This is a genomic window from Aeromonas encheleia (assembly GCF_900637545.1).
GTDB lineage: Bacteria > Pseudomonadota > Gammaproteobacteria > Enterobacterales > Aeromonadaceae > Aeromonas > Aeromonas encheleia.
On sequence record NZ_LR134376.1, the window covers coordinates 3,518,953 to 3,537,319 of the forward strand.

Annotated in this window: 18 protein-coding genes; 7 read left to right on the top strand and 11 right to left on the bottom strand. The window is 58.7% G+C overall.

From position 1 onward, the window contains the following. Positions 1–6: 6 nt before the first annotated feature. The 6 genes from nqrE to EL255_RS16210 all read right to left on the bottom strand — a co-directional run bounded on the left by nqrE (position 7) and on the right by EL255_RS16210 (position 5,333). On the bottom strand, positions 7–603 hold the full coding sequence (gene nqrE, locus EL255_RS16185) for an NADH:ubiquinone reductase (Na(+)-transporting) subunit E (protein WP_005330713.1): 597 nt from the start codon (positions 601–603) through the stop codon (positions 7–9). A 3-nt stretch (positions 604–606) separates the two neighbouring features. Next, on the bottom strand, positions 607–1,239 hold the full coding sequence (locus EL255_RS16190) for an NADH:ubiquinone reductase (Na(+)-transporting) subunit D (protein WP_042654098.1): 633 nt from the start codon (positions 1,237–1,239) through the stop codon (positions 607–609). Next, the gene (locus tag EL255_RS16195) at positions 1,232–2,020 is read right to left on the bottom strand and encodes a Na(+)-translocating NADH-quinone reductase subunit C (RefSeq protein ID WP_042654099.1); all 789 of its coding nucleotides are present in this window, start codon (positions 2,018–2,020) and stop codon (positions 1,232–1,234) included. The genes EL255_RS16190 and EL255_RS16195 overlap by 8 nt, the downstream gene beginning before the upstream one ends. Beyond that, positions 2,010–3,239 carry an NADH:ubiquinone reductase (Na(+)-transporting) subunit B gene (locus EL255_RS16200; RefSeq protein WP_042654100.1) on the bottom strand — a complete coding sequence of 410 codons (1,230 nt, stop codon included), beginning with the start codon at positions 3,237–3,239 and terminating at the stop codon, positions 2,010–2,012. Before EL255_RS16200 ends, EL255_RS16195 begins: the two co-directional genes overlap by 11 nt. 3 nt (positions 3,240–3,242) lie before the next feature. Further along, positions 3,243–4,586 carry a Na(+)-translocating NADH-quinone reductase subunit A gene (locus EL255_RS16205; protein ID WP_042654101.1) on the bottom strand — a complete coding sequence of 448 codons (1,344 nt, stop codon included), beginning with the start codon at positions 4,584–4,586 and terminating at the stop codon, positions 3,243–3,245. Between the two features lie 438 nt (positions 4,587–5,024). Further along, positions 5,025–5,333, bottom strand: a complete 309-nt coding sequence (locus EL255_RS16210) for a BolA family protein (RefSeq protein WP_042654102.1) — start codon at positions 5,331–5,333, stop codon at positions 5,025–5,027. Between the two features lie 215 nt (positions 5,334–5,548). Between EL255_RS16210 and EL255_RS16215 the strand changes: the two genes are divergently transcribed. The 5 genes from EL255_RS16215 to EL255_RS16235 all read left to right on the top strand — a co-directional run bounded on the left by EL255_RS16215 (position 5,549) and on the right by EL255_RS16235 (position 10,437). Continuing rightward, positions 5,549–6,694, top strand: coding sequence for a methyltransferase (locus EL255_RS16215; protein ID WP_042654103.1), 1,146 nt, complete (start codon positions 5,549–5,551; stop codon positions 6,692–6,694). 24 nt (positions 6,695–6,718) lie between these two features. Next, on the top strand, positions 6,719–7,294 hold the full coding sequence (locus EL255_RS16220; protein WP_042654104.1) for a YajG family lipoprotein: 576 nt from the start codon (positions 6,719–6,721) through the stop codon (positions 7,292–7,294). A gap of 14 nt (positions 7,295–7,308) precedes the next feature. Beyond that, positions 7,309–7,884 (top strand): peptidylprolyl isomerase, encoded by a 576-nt coding sequence (locus EL255_RS16225; protein WP_042654105.1) that lies wholly within the window; start codon positions 7,309–7,311, stop codon positions 7,882–7,884. A 161-nt stretch (positions 7,885–8,045) separates the two neighbouring features. Next, complete coding sequence (locus EL255_RS16230) at positions 8,046–9,437, top strand: AmpG family muropeptide MFS transporter (protein ID WP_042654106.1); 1,392 nt, start codon at positions 8,046–8,048, stop codon at positions 9,435–9,437. A gap of 157 nt (positions 9,438–9,594) precedes the next feature. After that, on the top strand, positions 9,595–10,437 hold the full coding sequence (locus tag EL255_RS16235; RefSeq protein WP_042654107.1) for a nucleoside-specific channel-forming Tsx family protein: 843 nt from the start codon (positions 9,595–9,597) through the stop codon (positions 10,435–10,437). A 132-nt stretch (positions 10,438–10,569) separates the two neighbouring features. On the opposite strand, the gene EL255_RS16240 is transcribed toward EL255_RS16235, so the two are convergent. Continuing rightward, complete coding sequence (locus EL255_RS16240) at positions 10,570–11,052, bottom strand: YajQ family cyclic di-GMP-binding protein (RefSeq protein ID WP_033132093.1); 483 nt, start codon at positions 11,050–11,052, stop codon at positions 10,570–10,572. A gap of 202 nt (positions 11,053–11,254) precedes the next feature. Here EL255_RS16240 and EL255_RS16245 point away from each other — a divergent pair, with 202 nt between their 5' ends. Continuing rightward, the gene (locus tag EL255_RS16245; RefSeq protein ID WP_042654108.1) at positions 11,255–12,202 is read left to right on the top strand and encodes a ketopantoate reductase family protein; all 948 of its coding nucleotides are present in this window, start codon (positions 11,255–11,257) and stop codon (positions 12,200–12,202) included. A gap of 33 nt (positions 12,203–12,235) precedes the next feature. Next, entirely contained in the window at positions 12,236–12,796 is a 561-nt protein-coding gene (locus tag EL255_RS16250) for a DJ-1 family glyoxalase III (RefSeq protein WP_042654109.1), read from the top strand. A 24-nt stretch (positions 12,797–12,820) separates the two neighbouring features. Here the strand turns inward: EL255_RS16250 and EL255_RS16255 are convergent, their stop codons facing one another. The 4 genes from EL255_RS16255 to EL255_RS16270 are packed head-to-tail and all read right to left on the bottom strand — an operon-like array spanning position 12,821 to position 18,358. Further along, the gene (locus EL255_RS16255) at positions 12,821–13,465 is read right to left on the bottom strand and encodes a DUF2931 family protein (RefSeq protein WP_042654318.1); all 645 of its coding nucleotides are present in this window, start codon (positions 13,463–13,465) and stop codon (positions 12,821–12,823) included. A gap of 56 nt (positions 13,466–13,521) precedes the next feature. Next, complete coding sequence (locus tag EL255_RS16260; RefSeq protein WP_042654110.1) at positions 13,522–15,522, bottom strand: T6SS phospholipase effector Tle1-like catalytic domain-containing protein; 2,001 nt, start codon at positions 15,520–15,522, stop codon at positions 13,522–13,524. Further along, positions 15,522–16,316 carry a DUF4123 domain-containing protein gene (locus EL255_RS16265; protein WP_042654111.1) on the bottom strand — a complete coding sequence of 265 codons (795 nt, stop codon included), beginning with the start codon at positions 16,314–16,316 and terminating at the stop codon, positions 15,522–15,524. The genes EL255_RS16260 and EL255_RS16265 overlap by 1 nt, the downstream gene beginning before the upstream one ends. After that, positions 16,313–18,358: a type VI secretion system Vgr family protein gene (locus tag EL255_RS16270; RefSeq protein ID WP_042654112.1), complete on the bottom strand. Its 2,046-nt coding sequence runs from the start codon at positions 18,356–18,358 to the stop codon at positions 16,313–16,315. The genes EL255_RS16265 and EL255_RS16270 overlap by 4 nt, the downstream gene beginning before the upstream one ends. Positions 18,359–18,367: the final 9 nt, after the last annotated feature.

Below are 18,367 nucleotides of genomic sequence, written 5' to 3' on the forward strand. Positions count from 1 at the left end.
TTCCGATTACAGGGAAATACCAGAGAAGGACATGAAGCCCAGCGCCATCAGACCCGCGGTGATGAAGGTGATGCCGAGGCCACGCAGGCCTTCCGGAACATCGGAGTACTTCATCTTCTCGCGGATCCCCGCCATCGCCACGATGGCCAGCATCCAACCGGCACCCGAGCCCACGCCATAGACCACAGACTCCACGAAGTTGTAGTCACGCTGCACCATGAAGGAGACGCCACCGAAGATGGCGCAGTTCACGGTGATGAGCGGCAGGAAGATACCCAGGGCGTTGTAGAGCGCGGGGAAATACTTGTCCAGCGCCATCTCCAGGATCTGCACCAGCGCCGCGATCACCCCGATGAAGGTGATGAAGCTCAGGAAGCTCAGATCCAGGCCGGATACCAGGGCGCCATCTTTCAGGACGTAGTTGTAGATCAGGTTGTTGGCCGGCACGGCCACGGTCTGCACCACAATGACGGCGATACCCAGACCCATGGCCGTCTTGACCTTCTTGGACACCGCCAGGAAGGTACACATCCCCAGGAAGAAGGAGAGCGCCAGGTTTTCGATGAAGATCGAACGAATCAACAGACTCAGATAGTGTTCCATACCTTAATCCTTTGCCTCCACCTGCTTGGGATCCTTGGTGCGAACGCCCCAGATGATCAGACCAATGATGAAGAATGCACTCGGCGGCAGCAGCAGCAGGCCGTTAGGCACATACCAGCCACCATTGTTCACCAGCGGCAGCAGCTCGATACCGAACCAGGTGCCGGAGCCCAGGATTTCACGCACTGTGGCCACGGCCAGCAGCACGGCGCCGTAACCCAGACCGTTGCCGATACCGTCCAGGAAGGAGGGCAGCGGGGCGCTCTTCATGGCATAGGCTTCGGCACGACCCATCACGATGCAGTTGGTGATGATCAGGCCCACGAATACCGACAGTTGCTTGGAGATGTCATAGGCATAGGCCTTGAGCACCTGGTCAACCACGATAACCAGCGAGGCAATCACCGCCATCTGGGCGATGATCCGCACGCTGTTCGGGATCTGATTGCGGATCAGGGAGATGAACAGGTTGGAGAAGGCGGTGACCGCGGTAACGGCCAGCGTCATCACGAACGCCGTCTTCATCTGGCTGGTAACGGCCAGCGCGGAACAGACACCCAGCACCTGCAAGGCGATGGGGTTGTTGCCGAGCACAGGCGTCAACAGCAATTTTTTCATTTCGCTCTTGTCAGCCATTGTTGATTTCTCCTGCACGAACCTTGGCCAGGAAAGGACCAAAGCCCTTGGGTCCCATCCAGAAGTCAAACGTGTGCTGTACGCCATTGCCGGTCAGGGTCGCGCCGGACAGGCCATCGATGTCATGCTCGGAACCAGCCGGCGCATGCCCCTTGATCACTCGCAGTGCGGGCTGACCGTCTTGATCGAACAGCTTCTTGCCGACGAACAGTTCACGCCAGGCCGGATTCTCGATCTCGCCGCCCAGACCCGGTGTTTCGCCGTGATCATAGTAGGTGATGCCCTTGATGGTTTGACCATCGGCCGCGACCGCCACGAAGGCGTACATGGTGGACCACAGACCCTGGCCGTAGACCGGCAGTATGATGTTGTCGACCTTGCCTTCTGCGTCCTTCGCGAAGAACACCGGCACCAGCTTGGAGATCTGACGCAGGCCAGCCTTGTCGTCGGCCGGGGCCAGACGGATGTTCTTGGCCGGATCCTTCGCCGCCAGCTTGGTGTCGAAGTTGTCGGCATCGCCGTCAACGAACTCACCGGTGGTCAGGTCGACCAGGCGCGCTTCAATCTTGTTGCCATACAGCTGGGCCAGATCACGCTTGGCCACGGAGCTGACATCGACACCGGCAACGGACAGGATGTTGCTTTGCTTGTCCAGCGCCCTGTTTTCCAGCTGAGCCGGGCGCAGCCCCACGGCGGCCACGGAGACCACGATGGAACACACCAGACACAGACCGGTCACCACGGTGAGGGTACCGATGGTTGAGTCTTTATTAAACGCCACGTGCGATCCTCCGCTTGATGTTCGCCTGCGCCACGAAATGGTCAAACAAGGGGGCAAACAGGTTAGCAAACAGAATGGCCAACATCATGCCTTCCGGGAACGCGGGGTTCACTACCCGGATCAGCACTACCATGACGCCGATGAGGGCGCCGTACCACCACTTGCCCTTGTTGGTAAAGGCGGCGGAGACCGGATCGGTCGCCATGAAGGCCATACCAAAGGCGAAGCCGCCCAGCACCAGATGCCAGTGCCACGGCATGTTGAACATGGGGTTGGTATCGGAACCGATGACGTTGAACAGCAGGGAGGTGGCCACCATACCGATCATCACACCGGCGATGATGCGCCAGGAGGCGATCCGCATGTAGACGATCATGGCCGCACCGATGAGGATCATCAGGGTGGAGACTTCACCGATGGAACCCGGCAGGTTCCCCAGGAAGGCATCCATCCAGCTGATGGCTTCGCCGGTGGCACCGTTGATCAGCGCCATCTGGCCGCCCTGGGCCCACTGGCTCAGCGCGGTCGCGCCTGAATAGCCGTCAACGGCCACCCAGACGGCATCGCCGGAGATCTGACCGGGGTAGGCGAAGAACAGGAACGCACGACCCGCCAGGGCCGGGTTCAGGAAGTTCTTGCCGGTACCACCGAACACTTCCTTGGCCAGCACCACACCGAAGGTGATGCCGAGCGCGGCTTGCCACAGGGGCAGCTCGGGCGGCACTATCAGGGCGAACAGGATGGAGGTCACGAAGAAGCCTTCGTTGATCTCGTGCTTGCGCACCATGGCGAACAGCACTTCCCAGAAGCCACCGACCAGGAACACGGTCAGGTAGATGGGCAGGAAGTGGGCCGCACCGATCAGCATCTTGCTGCCGATGCCGGCCACGGCCGGATCCAGCGAGGCACCCAGCAGGGTCGCGATGGTGTATTGCCAGGTATCGGCACCGGCCGCGCTGCCCAGATGGGCGATGGCGGCGATGGACTGATTACCGACGTTGAACATGCCCCAGAACATGGCCGGGAACACGGCCAGCCACACCATGATCATCATGCGTTTCAGATCGATCGCATCACGGACGTGGGCAGCATTGCGGGTCACGGACCCGGGGGTATAAAACAGGGTATACGCCGCCTCGAACAGGGCATAGTACTTGGAGTACTTGCCGCCCGGCTCGAAGTGATGTTCCAAATTTTCAAGAAGTTGCTTGAAACTCATCGCTTAACCTTCCAGTTCTATCTTGGCCAGGCACTCACGCAAGATCGGGCCGTACTCTGTCTTGCCGGGGCAGACGAAGGTACAGAGCGCCAGATCTTCCTCATCCAGCTCCAGGCAGCCGAGCGACTGTGCGCTGTCGGTGTCGCCGGAGACCAGATCCCGCAGCAGCAGGGTCGGCAGGATGTCGAGCGGCATCACGCGCTCATAGTTGCCGATAGGCACCATGGAGCGATCACTACCGTTGGTGGTGGTAGTGAAGTTGATGAGTTTGCCCTTCATCAGATGAGAGAGGGTGGTACGGGTGATGGAGAACTTGTCGGCGCTGGGATTGACCCAACCCAGGAACTCTTTCTCACGGCCTTCGCCCAGCACGCTCACCTGATTGTGGTAACGACCCAGGTAGTCATGGACCCCTTCGGCCTTGGCACCACTCAGGATGGAACCGGAGATGACACGGTTTTCATCCGCGCGCAGCTCGTTGTTGGTCAGCTGGCTGATGCAGGCGCCCATGCGGGTGCGCAGCAGGCGTGGCTTGACCACGTTCGGACCGGCCAGGGCGATCACCTTGTCGGTGAAGATCTGACCCGTGGTGAACAGCTTGCCGTAGGCGATCACATCCTGATAGTTGATGTGCCACTGCACCTTCTTGCTGCCGACCGGATCCAGAAAGTGGATATGGGTGCCAGGCAGACCGGCGGGATGCGGGCCAACAAACACGGCTTCCTTGACTTGCGCCAGGTTGGAGTGCGGCAGACTGCCTTCACCCTTGCAGACGTGGACGCTGCCATCGGTCAGGCGGCTCAGCACGCTCAGGCCATCGAGGAAGGCCTGGGCCTGTTCCTTGATGATGAGCTCGGCATTGGCAGCCAGCGGGTTGGAGTCCATCGCGGTGACGAAGATGGCACGCGGGGCAGAGCCCACTGCCGGCACCTTGCTGAATGGACGGGTACGCAATGCGGTCCACTGGCCTGATGCGACCAGGATCTCCTGCACCTTGCTGCGCTCGAGCTGTGCAAGCTCGGCAGACGCAAAGTGTTCAAAGGTCACCTGCTCGTCAGAGCCATCGATGTCGATGACGACAGATTGCAGAACACGCTTGGCACCACGGTTGATCTCAGAAACCACACCGGTGGCAGGGGCCGTGAATTTAACGCCGGGATTCTTCTTATCTTCGAAGAGCTCCTGACCTTTAATGACGCGATCACCTACTTTGACGAACATAGTAGGACGCATCCCCACGAACTCTTCGCCGAGTGTAGCAACACGGGTGATGGCCGGGCCATCGTAGATTACTTGCTCCGGAGCACCCAGCACGGGGATGTCCAGTCCTCTTTTAATTGTAATCATACTCACTTGCACTACCGTTAAGGGAAGACAGGTTGGTTAGCGCCGAGAAATACATCACGACGAGTTGTTGAATGAGCCCGTCAATATCGCGGCAAATTGTCGATAAAACAAACAAATCAGCAACATACAGGTTCATTCAAAAGCGACTGAGTTTACCACCTTAGACAAGTCAGTCGCCACGCCAAATGGGGAAAATCCCCGCGCTATCACAAAATTAACCTCTAATGAATAATTCCCTGCCGCCCCTGCAACCCGTGGTTTTAAAGGATTTTTTGTTTTACTACCCAGTTAGGGGTAATTTTACGTGTCCCAAAGGTTGATTAGAAAAAGTAATCCTCACTCGCGGGCGATGCGCTCGGGGCCGGGGGCTATCGCCACGAGCGAGTTGTGATAATTTTGTTAATTAATCGACAATTGAGTAATGAAAAGGTCAACGACTCAGGCAAAGGGGGACTTGCTGACACAGCCCGGGGTTTTGGGGGCCTGTTCCCGCAATTGCCACTCCGCCTCGGTATAGGTATGCAGCGCCAGCGCATGGATGGCGTGGGCCAACTCGTCCGCCAGCACGGCATTGACCTGACGATGACGCCCCAGCAGGCGCTGCCCCTCGAACGCCTGGCTCACCACTATCACCTTGAAGTGGCTCTCGGAGCCCGGCTCCACCCTGTGCATGTAGCTCTCATTGATCACCTCAAGGTGACTGGGGGACAAGGCTGCGGCCAGTTTGGCCTCGATCTGTTGTTGCATGCTCACGACAAAGACTCCCAAGATGGATGTCTGGCCATTGTAGCCAGGGTTGTGCCCCCGATGCATCAGGCCGGCGGGAAATAGGGCCGCCACCGTGCGTCGCGCCGGGCTGGTGAAATTCTCCGCCCCCGCTAGAATAGCGCCACTTCACACGCCTGCCGGGCAACACTCTGCGGGCAGTTGTCATCTATATGCATCATCCTGGACGCTTTCTTATGCAAACCCTTCTCGACACGGCCCATTGTCGCCTGACCCTGTATCGTTACCCGCGGCAGAGCCAGGATCCCCTGCAGGCCTGGGATGCGGCGGACGAGTACCTGATCAACCAGCTCGCCGAGACCCCCCTCGCGGCGGACGGCCCCGTCATCATCATGAACGACGGCTTCGGCGCCCTGACCGCCTACCTGCACGGCCATGCCCCGGTCTGTGTGAGCGACTCCTATATCAGCGAGCGGGCCACCCTGGCCAATCTGAGCGAGAACGAGCTGGATCCCGCGCAGGTCACCCTGCAGGATGCGCTGGCGCCACTGCCCGCGGCCCCCGCGCTGGTGGTGATCAAGGTCTCCAAGTACCAGGCCTTGCTGGAGCAACAGTTGCTGGCCCTGCGCCAGGTGGTGACCCCGGCCACCCGCATCCTGGCCGCAGGCAAGGCGAAAGACATCCACAGCTCGACCCTCAAGCTGTTTGAAAGATACCTGGGGCCGACCCAGACCTCCCTGGCCTGGAAGAAGGCGCGCCTGATCCACTGCAGCGTCGATGACACGCCGTCCGCCGAACGCCCGGCCCTGGCTAACCCCTTCCCGACCACTTGGCCACTGGAGGGCAGCAACCTGCTGATCCACAACCATGCCAACGTGTTTTCGCGCACCAGCCTGGATATCGGCGCCCGCTTTATGCTGGATAATTTGCCTGTGCACAGTGCACGCAAGGTGATCGATCTGGGTTGCGGCAACGGGGTACTGGGGCTGGCGCTGCTGGCGCGGGATGCCGAGGTGGAGGTGACCTTCATCGACGAATCCTATATGGCGGTCGCCTCGGCGCGGCTGAACGTCGAGCACAATCTGCCGGATGCCCTGCCCCGCGCCCGCTTCATGGTCAACAACTGTCTCGACGGCGTCGCGGTCGGCGCGGCGGATCGGATCCTCTGCAACCCCCCCTTCCATCAGTTGCAGGCGATCACCGATCATATCGCCTGGCAGATGTTCAGCGACGCGCACCGGGTATTGCCTCAGGGGGGGGAACTCTGGATAGTTGGCAACCGTCATCTGGACTATCACAACAAACTCAAGCGCCTGTTTGCCAACGCACAAGTCGTTGCATCGAACAGCAAATTCGTTATTTTGAAAGCCATCAAACGCTAAAGATAAAGCTAAAGGAAACCCACGATGAAAAAGTCACTCTTGCTGCTGGCCGCCCTGATGCTGGGTGGTTGCGCCACTCACTGGCCGGAGACCGCGCTGCTCAACCCGCAGGTCATCCCCTCCAATCAGCAGTACTACTCTGGCAACCGGATCACCATGGAAGGGGTGGACAAGCGCGAGGCCGCCTATGTCTTCTCCATCAAGAAGAAAGAGAAGGCCGCCGTGCTGGTCAACAGCGAGCAGCCGCTCAACAACCTGCTGGCCGAAAAACTGGCCGAGGGGCTGCGCAGCCAGGGCCTGGAAGTGGGCAACAGTGGCACCACCAACCTGACCCTGGCCATCTCCACCGCCGCGGTCAATGTGGAAGAGAAGACCTTCACCTATGTCACCAAGTCCAAGGTCAGCCTGCAGGTGATCGCCGACTTCCAGGGCAGCAAGCTGACCAAACAGTTCAACATGTCTTCCAGCAAGGAAGAGCCGGGTGAACCGAGCATGGCCGAACTGGAGTCCATCCTGAACCAGCAGCTTGGCAGTTTATTGCAGCAGATCATGGCAGACGAGGCGCTGCGCGGTTATCTCAAGGGCCAGCCGACGAGCTGAGCGAGGATAGTTAGATGAAAAAACTCTGGTTACTGGTCATGCTGATCGCCCCGCTGGCGTTCGCAGGCCCCAAGGTCAGGATGGAGACCAACCACGGCAACATCGTGATCGAGCTGGCCTCCAAGCAGGCGCCGCAGACGGTGAAGAACTTCCTGCGCTACGTGGCGGACGGTAGCTATGACGGCAGCCTGTTCCACCGCGTGATCCAGAACTTCGTGGTGCAGGGCGGCGGTTACAACCAGCAGTTCCAGCAACTGCCGACCTTCGAGCCCGTGGTCAACGAGTCCAAGGGCGGCCTGCCCAACAAGCGTGGCAGCATCGCCATGGCCCGCACCCAGGCGGTGGACAGCGCCACCCGCCAGTTCTATTTCAACCTGACCGACAACGATAACCTCAACGCCAATGCCGGCGCCGGTTATACCGTGTTCGGCCAGGTCGTCGAGGGCATGGAGGTGCTGGACAAGCTGGCTCAGGTGCAGACGGGCTACAGCTCGATCCTGCGCGCCAACGACGTGCCGACCAGCCCCATCATCCTGAAAAAGGTGGTGTTGCTGGCCGAGAGCAGCACCGACAAGAAAGCGATCAAGTAACCCCGGCTCATCCCTGTCGCCATGCAGTGACAGAGATTGCCGTCAGGCTGAAGGCCCACCCCGCCTGGGGTGGGCCTTTTGTCTGCCGCCCGTCGGGCTTGCCTTGGCTATCCCTCCCGAACCTGACAAAATGACCCCCTTTTCCCAGAGGAGTCAGGCATTTGAACACTGTTCGCCCCCCGAGCCGCACAACGAGCTGGCGCGACTCTCTCGTCGTCTATCTGGAGAGGCGGGTTCTCACCCTGTTTGCCATGGGCTTCTCCTCCGGCCTGCCACTGCTGCTGGTGTTTGGCACTCTCTCGTTCTGGCTGCGTGAGGCCGATGTCAGCCTGACCGACATCGGTTACATGAGCTGGGTCGCGCTGGCCTACGGCTTTAAATGGATGTGGTCACCGCTGGTCGACCGGCTGCCGCTGCCGCTGCTCTCCCGATTGCTGGGGCGGCGGCGCAGCTGGATGCTGCTCTCCCAACTGCTGATCGCCCTCTCCCTGGTGGGCATGGCCTACTGCGATCCCAAGACCCAGCTCGCCCAGCTCGCCCTGTTTGCCCTGCTGGTGGCGTTTTGCTCCGCGACGCAGGATATCGTCATCGATGCCTATCGTATCGAGTCGGCCCCTGAACGGTTGCAGGCGGCCATGGCGGCCTCCTACATGACGGGGTACCGGCTGGCGATGATCATGGCGGGGGCCGGCGCGCTGGCGCTGGCGGCCTGGCTCGGCAGCAACAGCGGTTACGACTACCGCGGCTGGCAGCTCACCTACCTGCTGATGGCGGGAATGATGTCCCTTGGCATCATCACCACCCTGCTCAGTCATGAGCCCGATATCGATGTGAAGCGTCAGGATGAACAGCAGGCGATGCGCAAGACGCTGCTGCTCGGCCAGGGCTGGCCGCGTCCGTTGGCGGGGCTGGGTGCCTGGCTCTACGAGGCTATCTGGTGCCCCTTCGCCGATTTCTTCCGCCGATACGGCGGCTCCGCCCTGCTGATCCTCGGGCTCATCGCCTGTTATCGCATCTCGGACGTGGTGATGGGGGTGATGTCCAACAGCTTCTACGTGGATCTGCAGTTCAGCAAGACCGAGGTGGCCACCATCACCAAGGTGTATGGCGTCATCATGACGCTGGTAGGCGCCGCTTTGGGAGGCGTGCTGGTGATGCGCTTCGGCACCCTGCGCATCCTGTTTCTCGGCGCCGTGCTCACCGCCAGCACCAACCTGCTGTTTGCGCTGCTCAATCAGGTCGGCCACAACCTGGAGCTGCTGACCCTGATCATCTCGCTGGACAACCTCAGCGCCGGGATAGCCACGGCGGCCTTCGTGACCTACCTGTCGAGCCTGACCAACGTCGCCTTCTCGGCGACCCAGTATGCGCTGTTCAGCTCCATCATGTTGCTGTTGCCCAAGCTGCTGGCCGGTTTTTCCGGCCACTTCGTCGAGCTGTTTGGCTACAGCAGCTTCTTCATCGGCACCAGCCTGCTCGGCATCCCGGTGATGGTGCTGATCATCATGGTATCCAAACGAAACAAACACTTGTCTTCGAAAGCGAACAAATAGCAAGCGTTTGCGCCAATGAGGGGGTGATTAGATTCACAATTCCTGACAAAGTTCCCTGGCTCTTGTTTATCCGCTGAATTTATTTGGCTAGAATCCCTCCCGCTCCTTGTGGGCAGGCTACGGAAAACCTCAACTAAATACACAAGAGACCAATAAAATGGCCAAATTTACCAAGACTCTGATCGCTGCCGGTCTGCTGGCTGCCTCCGCCACCCCGGCTTTTGCTGCCGATTACAGCGGTGACATCCACAAGAACGATTACAAATGGATGCAGTTCAACCTGATGCATACCATTGACCAGCGCCCCTTTACTTCTGGTCAAGATAGTTACAACGACACCTATCTGGAAATGGAATTTGGTGGTCGGTCCGGTATTTTTGATCTGTATGGCTATGTCGATATTTTCGATGTTTTCGATACCAGCCACAGTGACAAACACAATGGTCAGAACCTGTTCATGAAGTTTGCTCCGCGTATGTCTCTGGATGCGCTGACTGGCAAGGATCTCTCCTTCGGCCCGGTACAGGAACTGTACATTGCTAACCTGAACAACATTGCTGATGGCCAGATGGAGAACCAAATCGGTCTGGGCGCCGATGTGATGGTGCCTTGGTTCGGTAAGGTTGGGATGAACCTGTACGCTCGTTACTCCAACGAAAACGAATTCTTCCGCGAAGAAGAGAACTCATGGAACGGCTATCAGTTCTCCATGAACTGGTTCAAGCCATTCTACACCTTCGGCAATGGCAGCTTCGTCTCCTACCAGGGTTACCTGGACTATGCCTTCGATCTGGATACTTACGGTCGTGCTGACCGCACCAGCGATAACCTGGCAACCTTCCACGGTATCTACTGGCACTCCGATCGCTACGCTGTTGGTTACGGCCTGAAGTACTTCATGGATGCCTATGGTAACAAAGACGGTTCCACCGCATTTGACGGCACTCCTTGGAAGAGTTCTGGCTTCAGCCACTACTTCTCCGTTACCTACAAGTTCTAATCGAACTCGTATCGCGGACACAAAAAACCGGAGCAGCTGCTCCGGTTTTTTTATGGCTCGACCATCGACGGTCTTGCCATTGAACGTCTTGCCATTGAACAAGGGGGAGGGCCGAACCCTCCCCGCCTGCGATCAATCGCGGAAATTCTGGAACTGCATCGGCTGACCCAGCTCGGCCCCGCGCACCAGTGCCATGGCCTCCTGCAGATCGTCACGCTTCTTGCCGGTGACGCGCACCTCGTCACCCTGGATGGCGACCTGCACCTTGATCTTGGAATCCTTGATCAGCTTCACCAGCTTCTTGGCGATCTCCTTCTCGATCCCCTGCTTGAACTTGACGTTCAGGTGGAAGCGTTTGCCGGAGTGAACGCTGTCACCCACGTCGATGGAATTGCCTTCGATGTTGCGCTTGAGCAGGGCTCCGCGCAGGATCTCGACCATCTGCTTGAGCTGGAAATCGGCATCGGCCTCCAGCTTGACTTCTTCTTTGTTCAATTCGAAGCTGGCTTCAACACCACGAAAATCGAAACGGGTCGCTAGTTCACGATTGGCGTTATCGACGGCGTTCAACACCTCGTTCATTTTGACTTCAGAGACAATATCGAATGACGGCATGTCAGGGCTCCTCAAGTTGCGCTTATAGGGGGGCAAATCTACCAGAAAACCGGCAAATTTGCTGATTTCTATGGGGTTGCTCTGCTAGAATCCCCTGCGCACAGGAATGGCGAGACCCGTTAGTGTCCGCCACGCGACATCTTCACTTATCCCCGGCAGGTGGTTGTTCGGAACGCGACCCCTACCTTGATTGAGCCTCTCCATGCCAAGCGGATTACGCGATTTAAACCTTAAAAACAGCCGACAGCCCTCCTCCCCCCAATGGTCACTGCTGGGCTGTGGTGCCCTGGGTGGCGTGTTCGCATCCCTGTTGACCCTGAGCGGCCAATCGACCCGCGTCTTGCTGCGCGATCGGCACCGCTCCACCCTGCACCCCGGCATCGATTTCACCTCGCTGGAAGGCCATACCCAGTTGATCGCCATCGAGCGGGGCTTCGTCAGCCAGCCCGGCCAGATCAAGCGGCTGCTGGTGATGACCAAGGCCGGTCAGGTGGTATCGGCCCTGACCCCGCTGGTGGGCAAGCTGGCGGCAGGCATCCCCATTATCTTGCTGCACAATGGCATGGGCATCGCCGAGCAGGTGGTGCAGCTGTTCCCACACAACCCGGTGATCGCCGGCATCACCAGCCACGGCGCCATGCAGAACGGTCACTTCGTGTTCCGCCATACCGGCAAGGGTGAGACCTGGCTCGGCCCGGTCAACGAGGCCGCCAAGGCCCACGCCGGCCTGGCGGACGAGCTCGCCGCCGCCCTCGGCCAGGCCGGTTGGGATGAGCACATCTTGGCCCGCCAGTGGCAGAAGCTCGCCATCAACTGCGCCATCAATCCGCTGACCGCATTGTATAGACTCAAGAATGGCGATCTGACCGGTCCCCGCTTCGCCGACGCCCTGCAGCAGATCTGCGTGGAAGTGGCGGACGTGATGCACGCCGAAGGCCAGCCGACCAGTGCCGAGGAACTGCTGCGCCGGGTGATGATGGTGGTGGAGCTCACCGCCGACAATTACTCTTCCATGTATCAAGACATGGAGCTGGGCCGCGAGACCGAGATCGAGGCCATCACCGGCTTCCTGCTGGCCAGGGCCGCCCAGCACGGCATCGCGGTGCCGGTCAATCAGGGCCTCTATCAGGCCATCAAAGAGAAGAGCTGAGCCCGGCTGGATAGCCGGCAGAAGGAGTAACAGATGAGCGTACTGGTATTGGTAGCCCCGGGTTCGGAAGAGATCGAGACCGTCGCCATCGTCGACACCCTGGTGCGGGCCCGCATCGAGGTGTTGCTCGCCTCCTGCTGCCCGGCGGGTCTGCGCCAGATCCGCGCCTCCCGTGGGATGCAGCTGGTCGCCGACTGCCATATCGACGAGCTGGCCAGCCGTGACTTCGAGGCCATAGTCGTGCCGGGCGGCCTGCCCGGCAGCGAGGCGATCCGCGATACGCCGCTCGCCATCGACCTGCTCAGGGAGCAGGCGGCGCTCGGCCGCTGGCGGGCGGCCATTTGCGCCGCCCCCGTGGTGGTATTGCAACATCACCATCTGCTGGGGGATGCCAGCGTTACCTGTCACCCGGCTTTTCAGGCCCGGCTACCCGTCGGCCAGCTCAGCACGGCGCGGGTCGTGCGGGATGATGCCCATCGTCTCATCACCAGCCAGGGACCCGGCACCGCCATCGAATTTGCCCTCGAGATAGTGCGGGTGCTGCGCGGCGACGAGGCCGCCCTCGCGGTCGCCGGTCCCATGGTGATGCCATAAAGCGAAGGTTGTGAACGCGGCTGGCTAGTTGACTGGCTCCAGATCCGTTCTGGGCTGTTTGGCGCGGTAGGCATCCATAATCGGAGCCCAATCCATGCCCATCGGCACGGGATATTGCTTGAATAGCTCGCCATATTTTTTGTCGAAATCATCCATGCCATATTGGCGAGCTACCGGGACTTTTTTATCATACCAGTCGTCGGTCACCTCTTCGGCAATACCACGGATGAGTAGTTTGTCGGGGCTCAGTTGTAGTCCCCCTCCGGTTAGTACAACCTCAAAATAACCACCAGGAGCCAGACCAAAATAGAGGCGATTTCGGCGATCATAGCGTCCGTCAACTAAATAAACTTGGCGCATCTGTTTTTCTAAATCTACGGGCAAATTCACCTTGATGCGGTAACGCTTGCGATCATGAGATGAAACCATCTCGATCACGGCTTTATCGGGTACAGGCACGCCGTCAGTAGGCAGACCACCACCGCCAGCCCAGTAATAGCGCTGCCCTTTGATACGATCGGCAAGCAAACCGCCTGCTCCCCCTCCGGCCAAGCGGTCGGCATAAACCAACTCGCCACCACGATAAAACTCGGTCTTGGTATTTGTAGTTATATCGATATTGCTGCCGGTACCATAACGCCAAGAAAAGGGTTTCAGTGGCGCCTCCATCGCGCAGGCCAACAAGGGGCAGAGTATCCCCAGGATCCACAACCATCGCTTTAACATCATGACTCCTTGTTCCCTATCAGCTCGCGTCTCTCTTTGCTGACAGTAGGTTCATATTTATTGGTGTTGGCCGGATTGGCGATGCCTTGACTGCTGGCACTGTGGTGCAAATAATCACGACGCAAAGCACTATAAACGTCGAGTGACAATTGATGGGCCAGATTCTTGGCAACCTTATGCTCAATAGCTAATTGTGCCCAGAGTTTATCCAAAGCCTTCAAATCAGCCCCTGGCCGTTTGCTTGAGAGCGGTTCAAGCTGCAATGCTCTATTTTCCGGTTTCCACTCTTTAAAGGGGACCCCCACAGCACGCCCTGCCTCCACCATCATATGCAGTGGGATACGAGAATATTCTCCTTCTACCACTCGATTCATCAACACTTCTACATAGACAGATTTCTTGCCGGGGCCAGAGCTATTTTTCTCCTCAGGACGCCTAAAAGAGTAAGGCTTCAGACTTATGGTCCCAACCGACGGGACTGCACCACGGGGCAAGTTGGGATTGATGCGCTCTACCCATCCCATGGCTCGCTTTTCTTCGGCATAGGCCTTGGCTTGCAAATAAGCATGGCTCGCAGTTTCCGGTATATCGGCGCTTTCGATACTCATAAAACGCTCCAGCTCGATGCATTCCGTCAGTGCAGGATCGCTATTGGGATCACCCAGGCTCCAACGGCTATAGTAACCGCCGCCTACATCCGAGTGAGCCCCAGGTAGCGCTAATTCGGTGAAGTGGGCCGGGATGCTGGTACCCGCAGCATCCACTGTGATGCGCGACAGCGGGAAGTGTTTGCGCACTTCATCCAGTGCGGTGAGATGCACCACTCGCTCGGCACAATCTGCCTTGAGCTGCACATTGACCTTGGCGTTAAAAGAAGAAAGGACAGTATCGAACAGGCCGACGAAGGTAAAGCGCACATCGTCCCGGCTAGCCCAATCAAAACCAGCCTTCAGTCGAATATCCGGATTATTGGCCATCGCCATTACTAGCGGATGATTGGACTTTTGATCGATCACATTGACAAAATGGCGAGCGGCGGCGGCTCCTCGGCTAAAGCCAAATACATCGAACTCAATTCGATGGATACAGTCCACGGCCGGTAATACATCATGAAGATCATCGGTAATTCCCGTTAGAATAATGTCTGTGCAAGCTAGTGTTACCTTGCCAATGATGGAGGTATTTTCACCGGCAAAGTCGAGATCCAATCCCTGAGTCAGGGTATCGTCCGAACGATATTCAAGGCCATTGTCTCCTGCTATTGGATCTCGAGTCCCAATACCACTGATATAGCTATGCGCAACCAGAGAGCCCGCAGTAATGTCATATTGTTCAAACAATTTACCTACATTGGTCACATCATTGGCGGCACTCCCCTCGACCGGACTTCTCCCCATTTGACAACCACGCAGCTCCTTCTCCCGCTGGTATGGATCAGAGCAGGTCTCTAGCAGCCACTGCTCTACCTTTTGCAACCCGGCCTGAGCATTACGGGTATTATTGCCAGTACCATCAAAGAAGACCCCGATCCTCAGAGTATTGATTTGATAACCTTTTATCTCAATTACATAGGAGTGCCTGGTAAAGAAACGGGCATTGCCTGCTTTTCCTTCCTGATGTGCCTCCGGTAGTGGAGCTTGCGGTTTGGTCAGGCAGAGATCCCCTGTAGTGACCTTGATATGTTCCCGCTTAGTATCGTCGTACCCGAGCAGCTTATCGGTATAGGCCGGCACCTCGCTCTGTTCCCCCTCCTTGAGCATCTCGCGAGATTGCGCCACCTTGAGCCAGGGTTGTGTCTCAAGTTTTACCGTCACGGGGCCAACCGCAAAACCGCGCACCAGGATAGGTCCATCCTTCAGGGTGACAGTTCCAGACTTGCCGGTCTCGTCAGTCAGCGTGGCCTTGAGCCCCTTGAACGAGCGGTTATGTTCATCCCGAACATCTATCTCGATCCAGCAGTCATAACGCTCACAAGGGATACAGTGGGGATCTGCCGCCATCAACATACTCCTGTCAGTTCGTTGCGTTTGTTCAGCCAGTTGACCACCTGAGCCAGTTCATCATCGGCCAGCATCAGTGGCACCCGTATCTCTTCAAGAGGTGTCTTGGCCTGTAAGGCCAAGGCTCCCGCCACCACACCATCGCGCACATCCTCTTGCAGCCCATCCTGATTGGCCTGCTTAAGAACAGGTAAAATAGTGCCTTCCGGGTCTGGATGGCGTTCCATCATAGCCGTCATGGTCTGCCATAGGCGCCGCCGCAAGATATAGGCATGACGATTCTCGTCGTACAGGGGAGCCAGGTGATGGGGTTGGATCCTAAACCAGGGCGCATACCTAGGAATGAAATCAGCGCCGTCACTTCGTCGCCAACCACTTTCGTTGACCCACAGTCCGGCGCAAGGTCCCAATATGTCATCGAGATCCCGCTGGCTCATGGCATCTAGCATCTTCGAAAGAATCCGGTTGTCGGCATAGCGAAACCACATCACTTCCCCCTCTCGAGCCACCTCAATCAGACTCTGCCAATGCTTGCGCACCGTTTCAGACGATGCGCTGCTGACGACATAAAACCCGCATAGCTGGGGATCCGAGTCGATAAAGTTAGAAGAGGGGGACGGCAGCAGCCAGGGGCCCTGCTCTGCCTGGTCGGCAAACGCGGTACCGGCAAAGAGTGGGTAAGCATCTTCACCACCGGTTTCGTAGAAACGAGCGACCAATGTTTGGTCCAGCGCCGCATCGATGACAGCAAACAGCTGGCCGTGCAATTGGCTTCGCCACTCGTGGAACCTCATACCTTGCCCCCTGTTTCAGCCAGTGGGCATGATTTGGCGAGGGGCGCCATGGACTCCATGCTCTTTTGAATAGCAGGCGCCGGTATGGTCGCCGGTGGTGCTGTTGGGATTTCGACACCACCCGGCAACCCTGGCATCTGCCCACCCCAGCCGGAGCCAGCCCCCGGACTGCCACCCGAGTTCATCTTGATGGAGCCGCCGCTGAGGGTGACACCGCTCGGGTCGATTTTGACGAAGCTACCTCCCACTTTCAGGGTCAACTCGGAGCCCGCCTCCATCACTATTTTCATGCCCGCCTTGTGGTGCACCTCACTGCCCGCTTCCACCAGTAGGGATTGACCCAGCTTCTGGTGCATAGACGCATCCACGGTGAGCGAGTAATCAGCCTTGACCTGGTCCCGCTTCTCCCCCTCCACCATCAGATGGTCATTGGCCTTGATGCGGGCCACCCGCTCATTGTCGATGTCGGTGTGCTGGTCATGCTTGATGTGCCAGGCCGCATCGTTCTCAATCAGCACGTTCAGGTCTTTCTGACCGTGAAGGTAAATCTCTTCCTGCCCCGCCTGGTCTTCGAAGCGCAGCTCGTTGAAGCCCTCGCCCTGGTGGGTCTCGGTGCGCAGCACGGTGCGGGTCTTGTTAGCCGGTAACTCGTAGGGGGGTCTGTTGGTGGCGTGGAAGGTCCGGCCTGTGACTATGGGCTGGTCCGGGTCCCCTTCCAGGAAGGAGACAATCACCTCGTGGCCGATGCGCGGGATGGCCAGCATGCCGTACTGTCCGCCGGCCCAGCCCTGGCTCACCCGCACCCAGCAGGAGCTCTGGTCGTTGGAGCTGCCATATCTGTCCCAGGGGAACTGCAGCTTCACCCGGCCATGCTCGTCGCAGTAAATCTCCTCCCCCTCCGGCCCCACCACGGTGGCAATTTGCGGGCCGTCCACCATCGGCTTGTGGGGCACCTGTGGGCTGCCGATGCGGGCACGCCAGCTGGTGCTCGCCTTCACCACCGCAAATTCGTTGTGGTAGACGGTGGGGCCGCTGCCGCCCTCTTCCTCCAGCGCCTGCGGCTGCAATCCGGTGTGGCTGATACGCACCACTTGCCAGTCGGTGTTCAAGCTACCGTTCGGGTGCTCGGTCAGGGCAAAGGTCTGGCCCGGCAGCAGGACCGCGCAGTTGGACTTAGCCAAGCCGGTCACCGCATCGTTGCGCAGCGCATCCAGCCGGTGTTGGGCAAAGGCCTTGCCGCTCGGGTCCAGCTTGTAGCGGCCCGGGTAGTCGAAGTGCTGGTAGGTATCGCGCTGGTGTTCAAGCTCGGCCCCCAGCTTCTTGTGGGACAGGCCATAGGCCGGGGTCTTGAAGCTGTAGTCTTTCAGCTCCACATCTGAGGGGCGCACCGCCTCCCGGTAGTGGAACTGGCGCACGTAGGGCCCTTGCTCCAGCGAGCGGTTGCCCAGGTTGAAGAACAGCTCGGGACCGGCAGTCAGGGCCGCCGCATCGTCGGCAAACACCAGCCGGTGCTTGCCCTGCTCGAATTCGTGGAAGTAGAACAGTCCCTCCTCGGCGGCCATCCGGTTGACGAACGCGAGGTCCGTCTCCCGGTACTGCACGCAGTACTCCCGCTGAGCGTGCTCGTTTTTCAGCGCGAAGGCGTAGTCGGTGATGCCGTGCTCTTGCAGCAGGATGGAGAGGATTTCGTCGGGCTTCTGGGCCTGGAACATGCGGGAGTTCTGGCGCAAGGAGAGCCGCCACAGCGCCGGCTGTACCATGAGCTGATAGCGGGTGCGGCGAAAGCCGCTGTCCCCTTGCACAAAATCACTCACGACCCCGCACACCCGCCGCTGCAGCTCGCCGTTGTACCACACCAGCAGCTCGCACGGCTGGTCCAGCACGGCGCCAAAGTCGATGTCCGGCTGGGGGCTGGCCAGCTCCAGTCGCAGCTGGAAGGGACCGTTCAACGCCTCCTCCAGCATGAACTCGGCCACCACAAAGGTGGTCTCGGGCAGCGCCCCCACCTTGACGGTAAATTGTAATCCTGTGCTGTCTGCCATGAAGGGTTC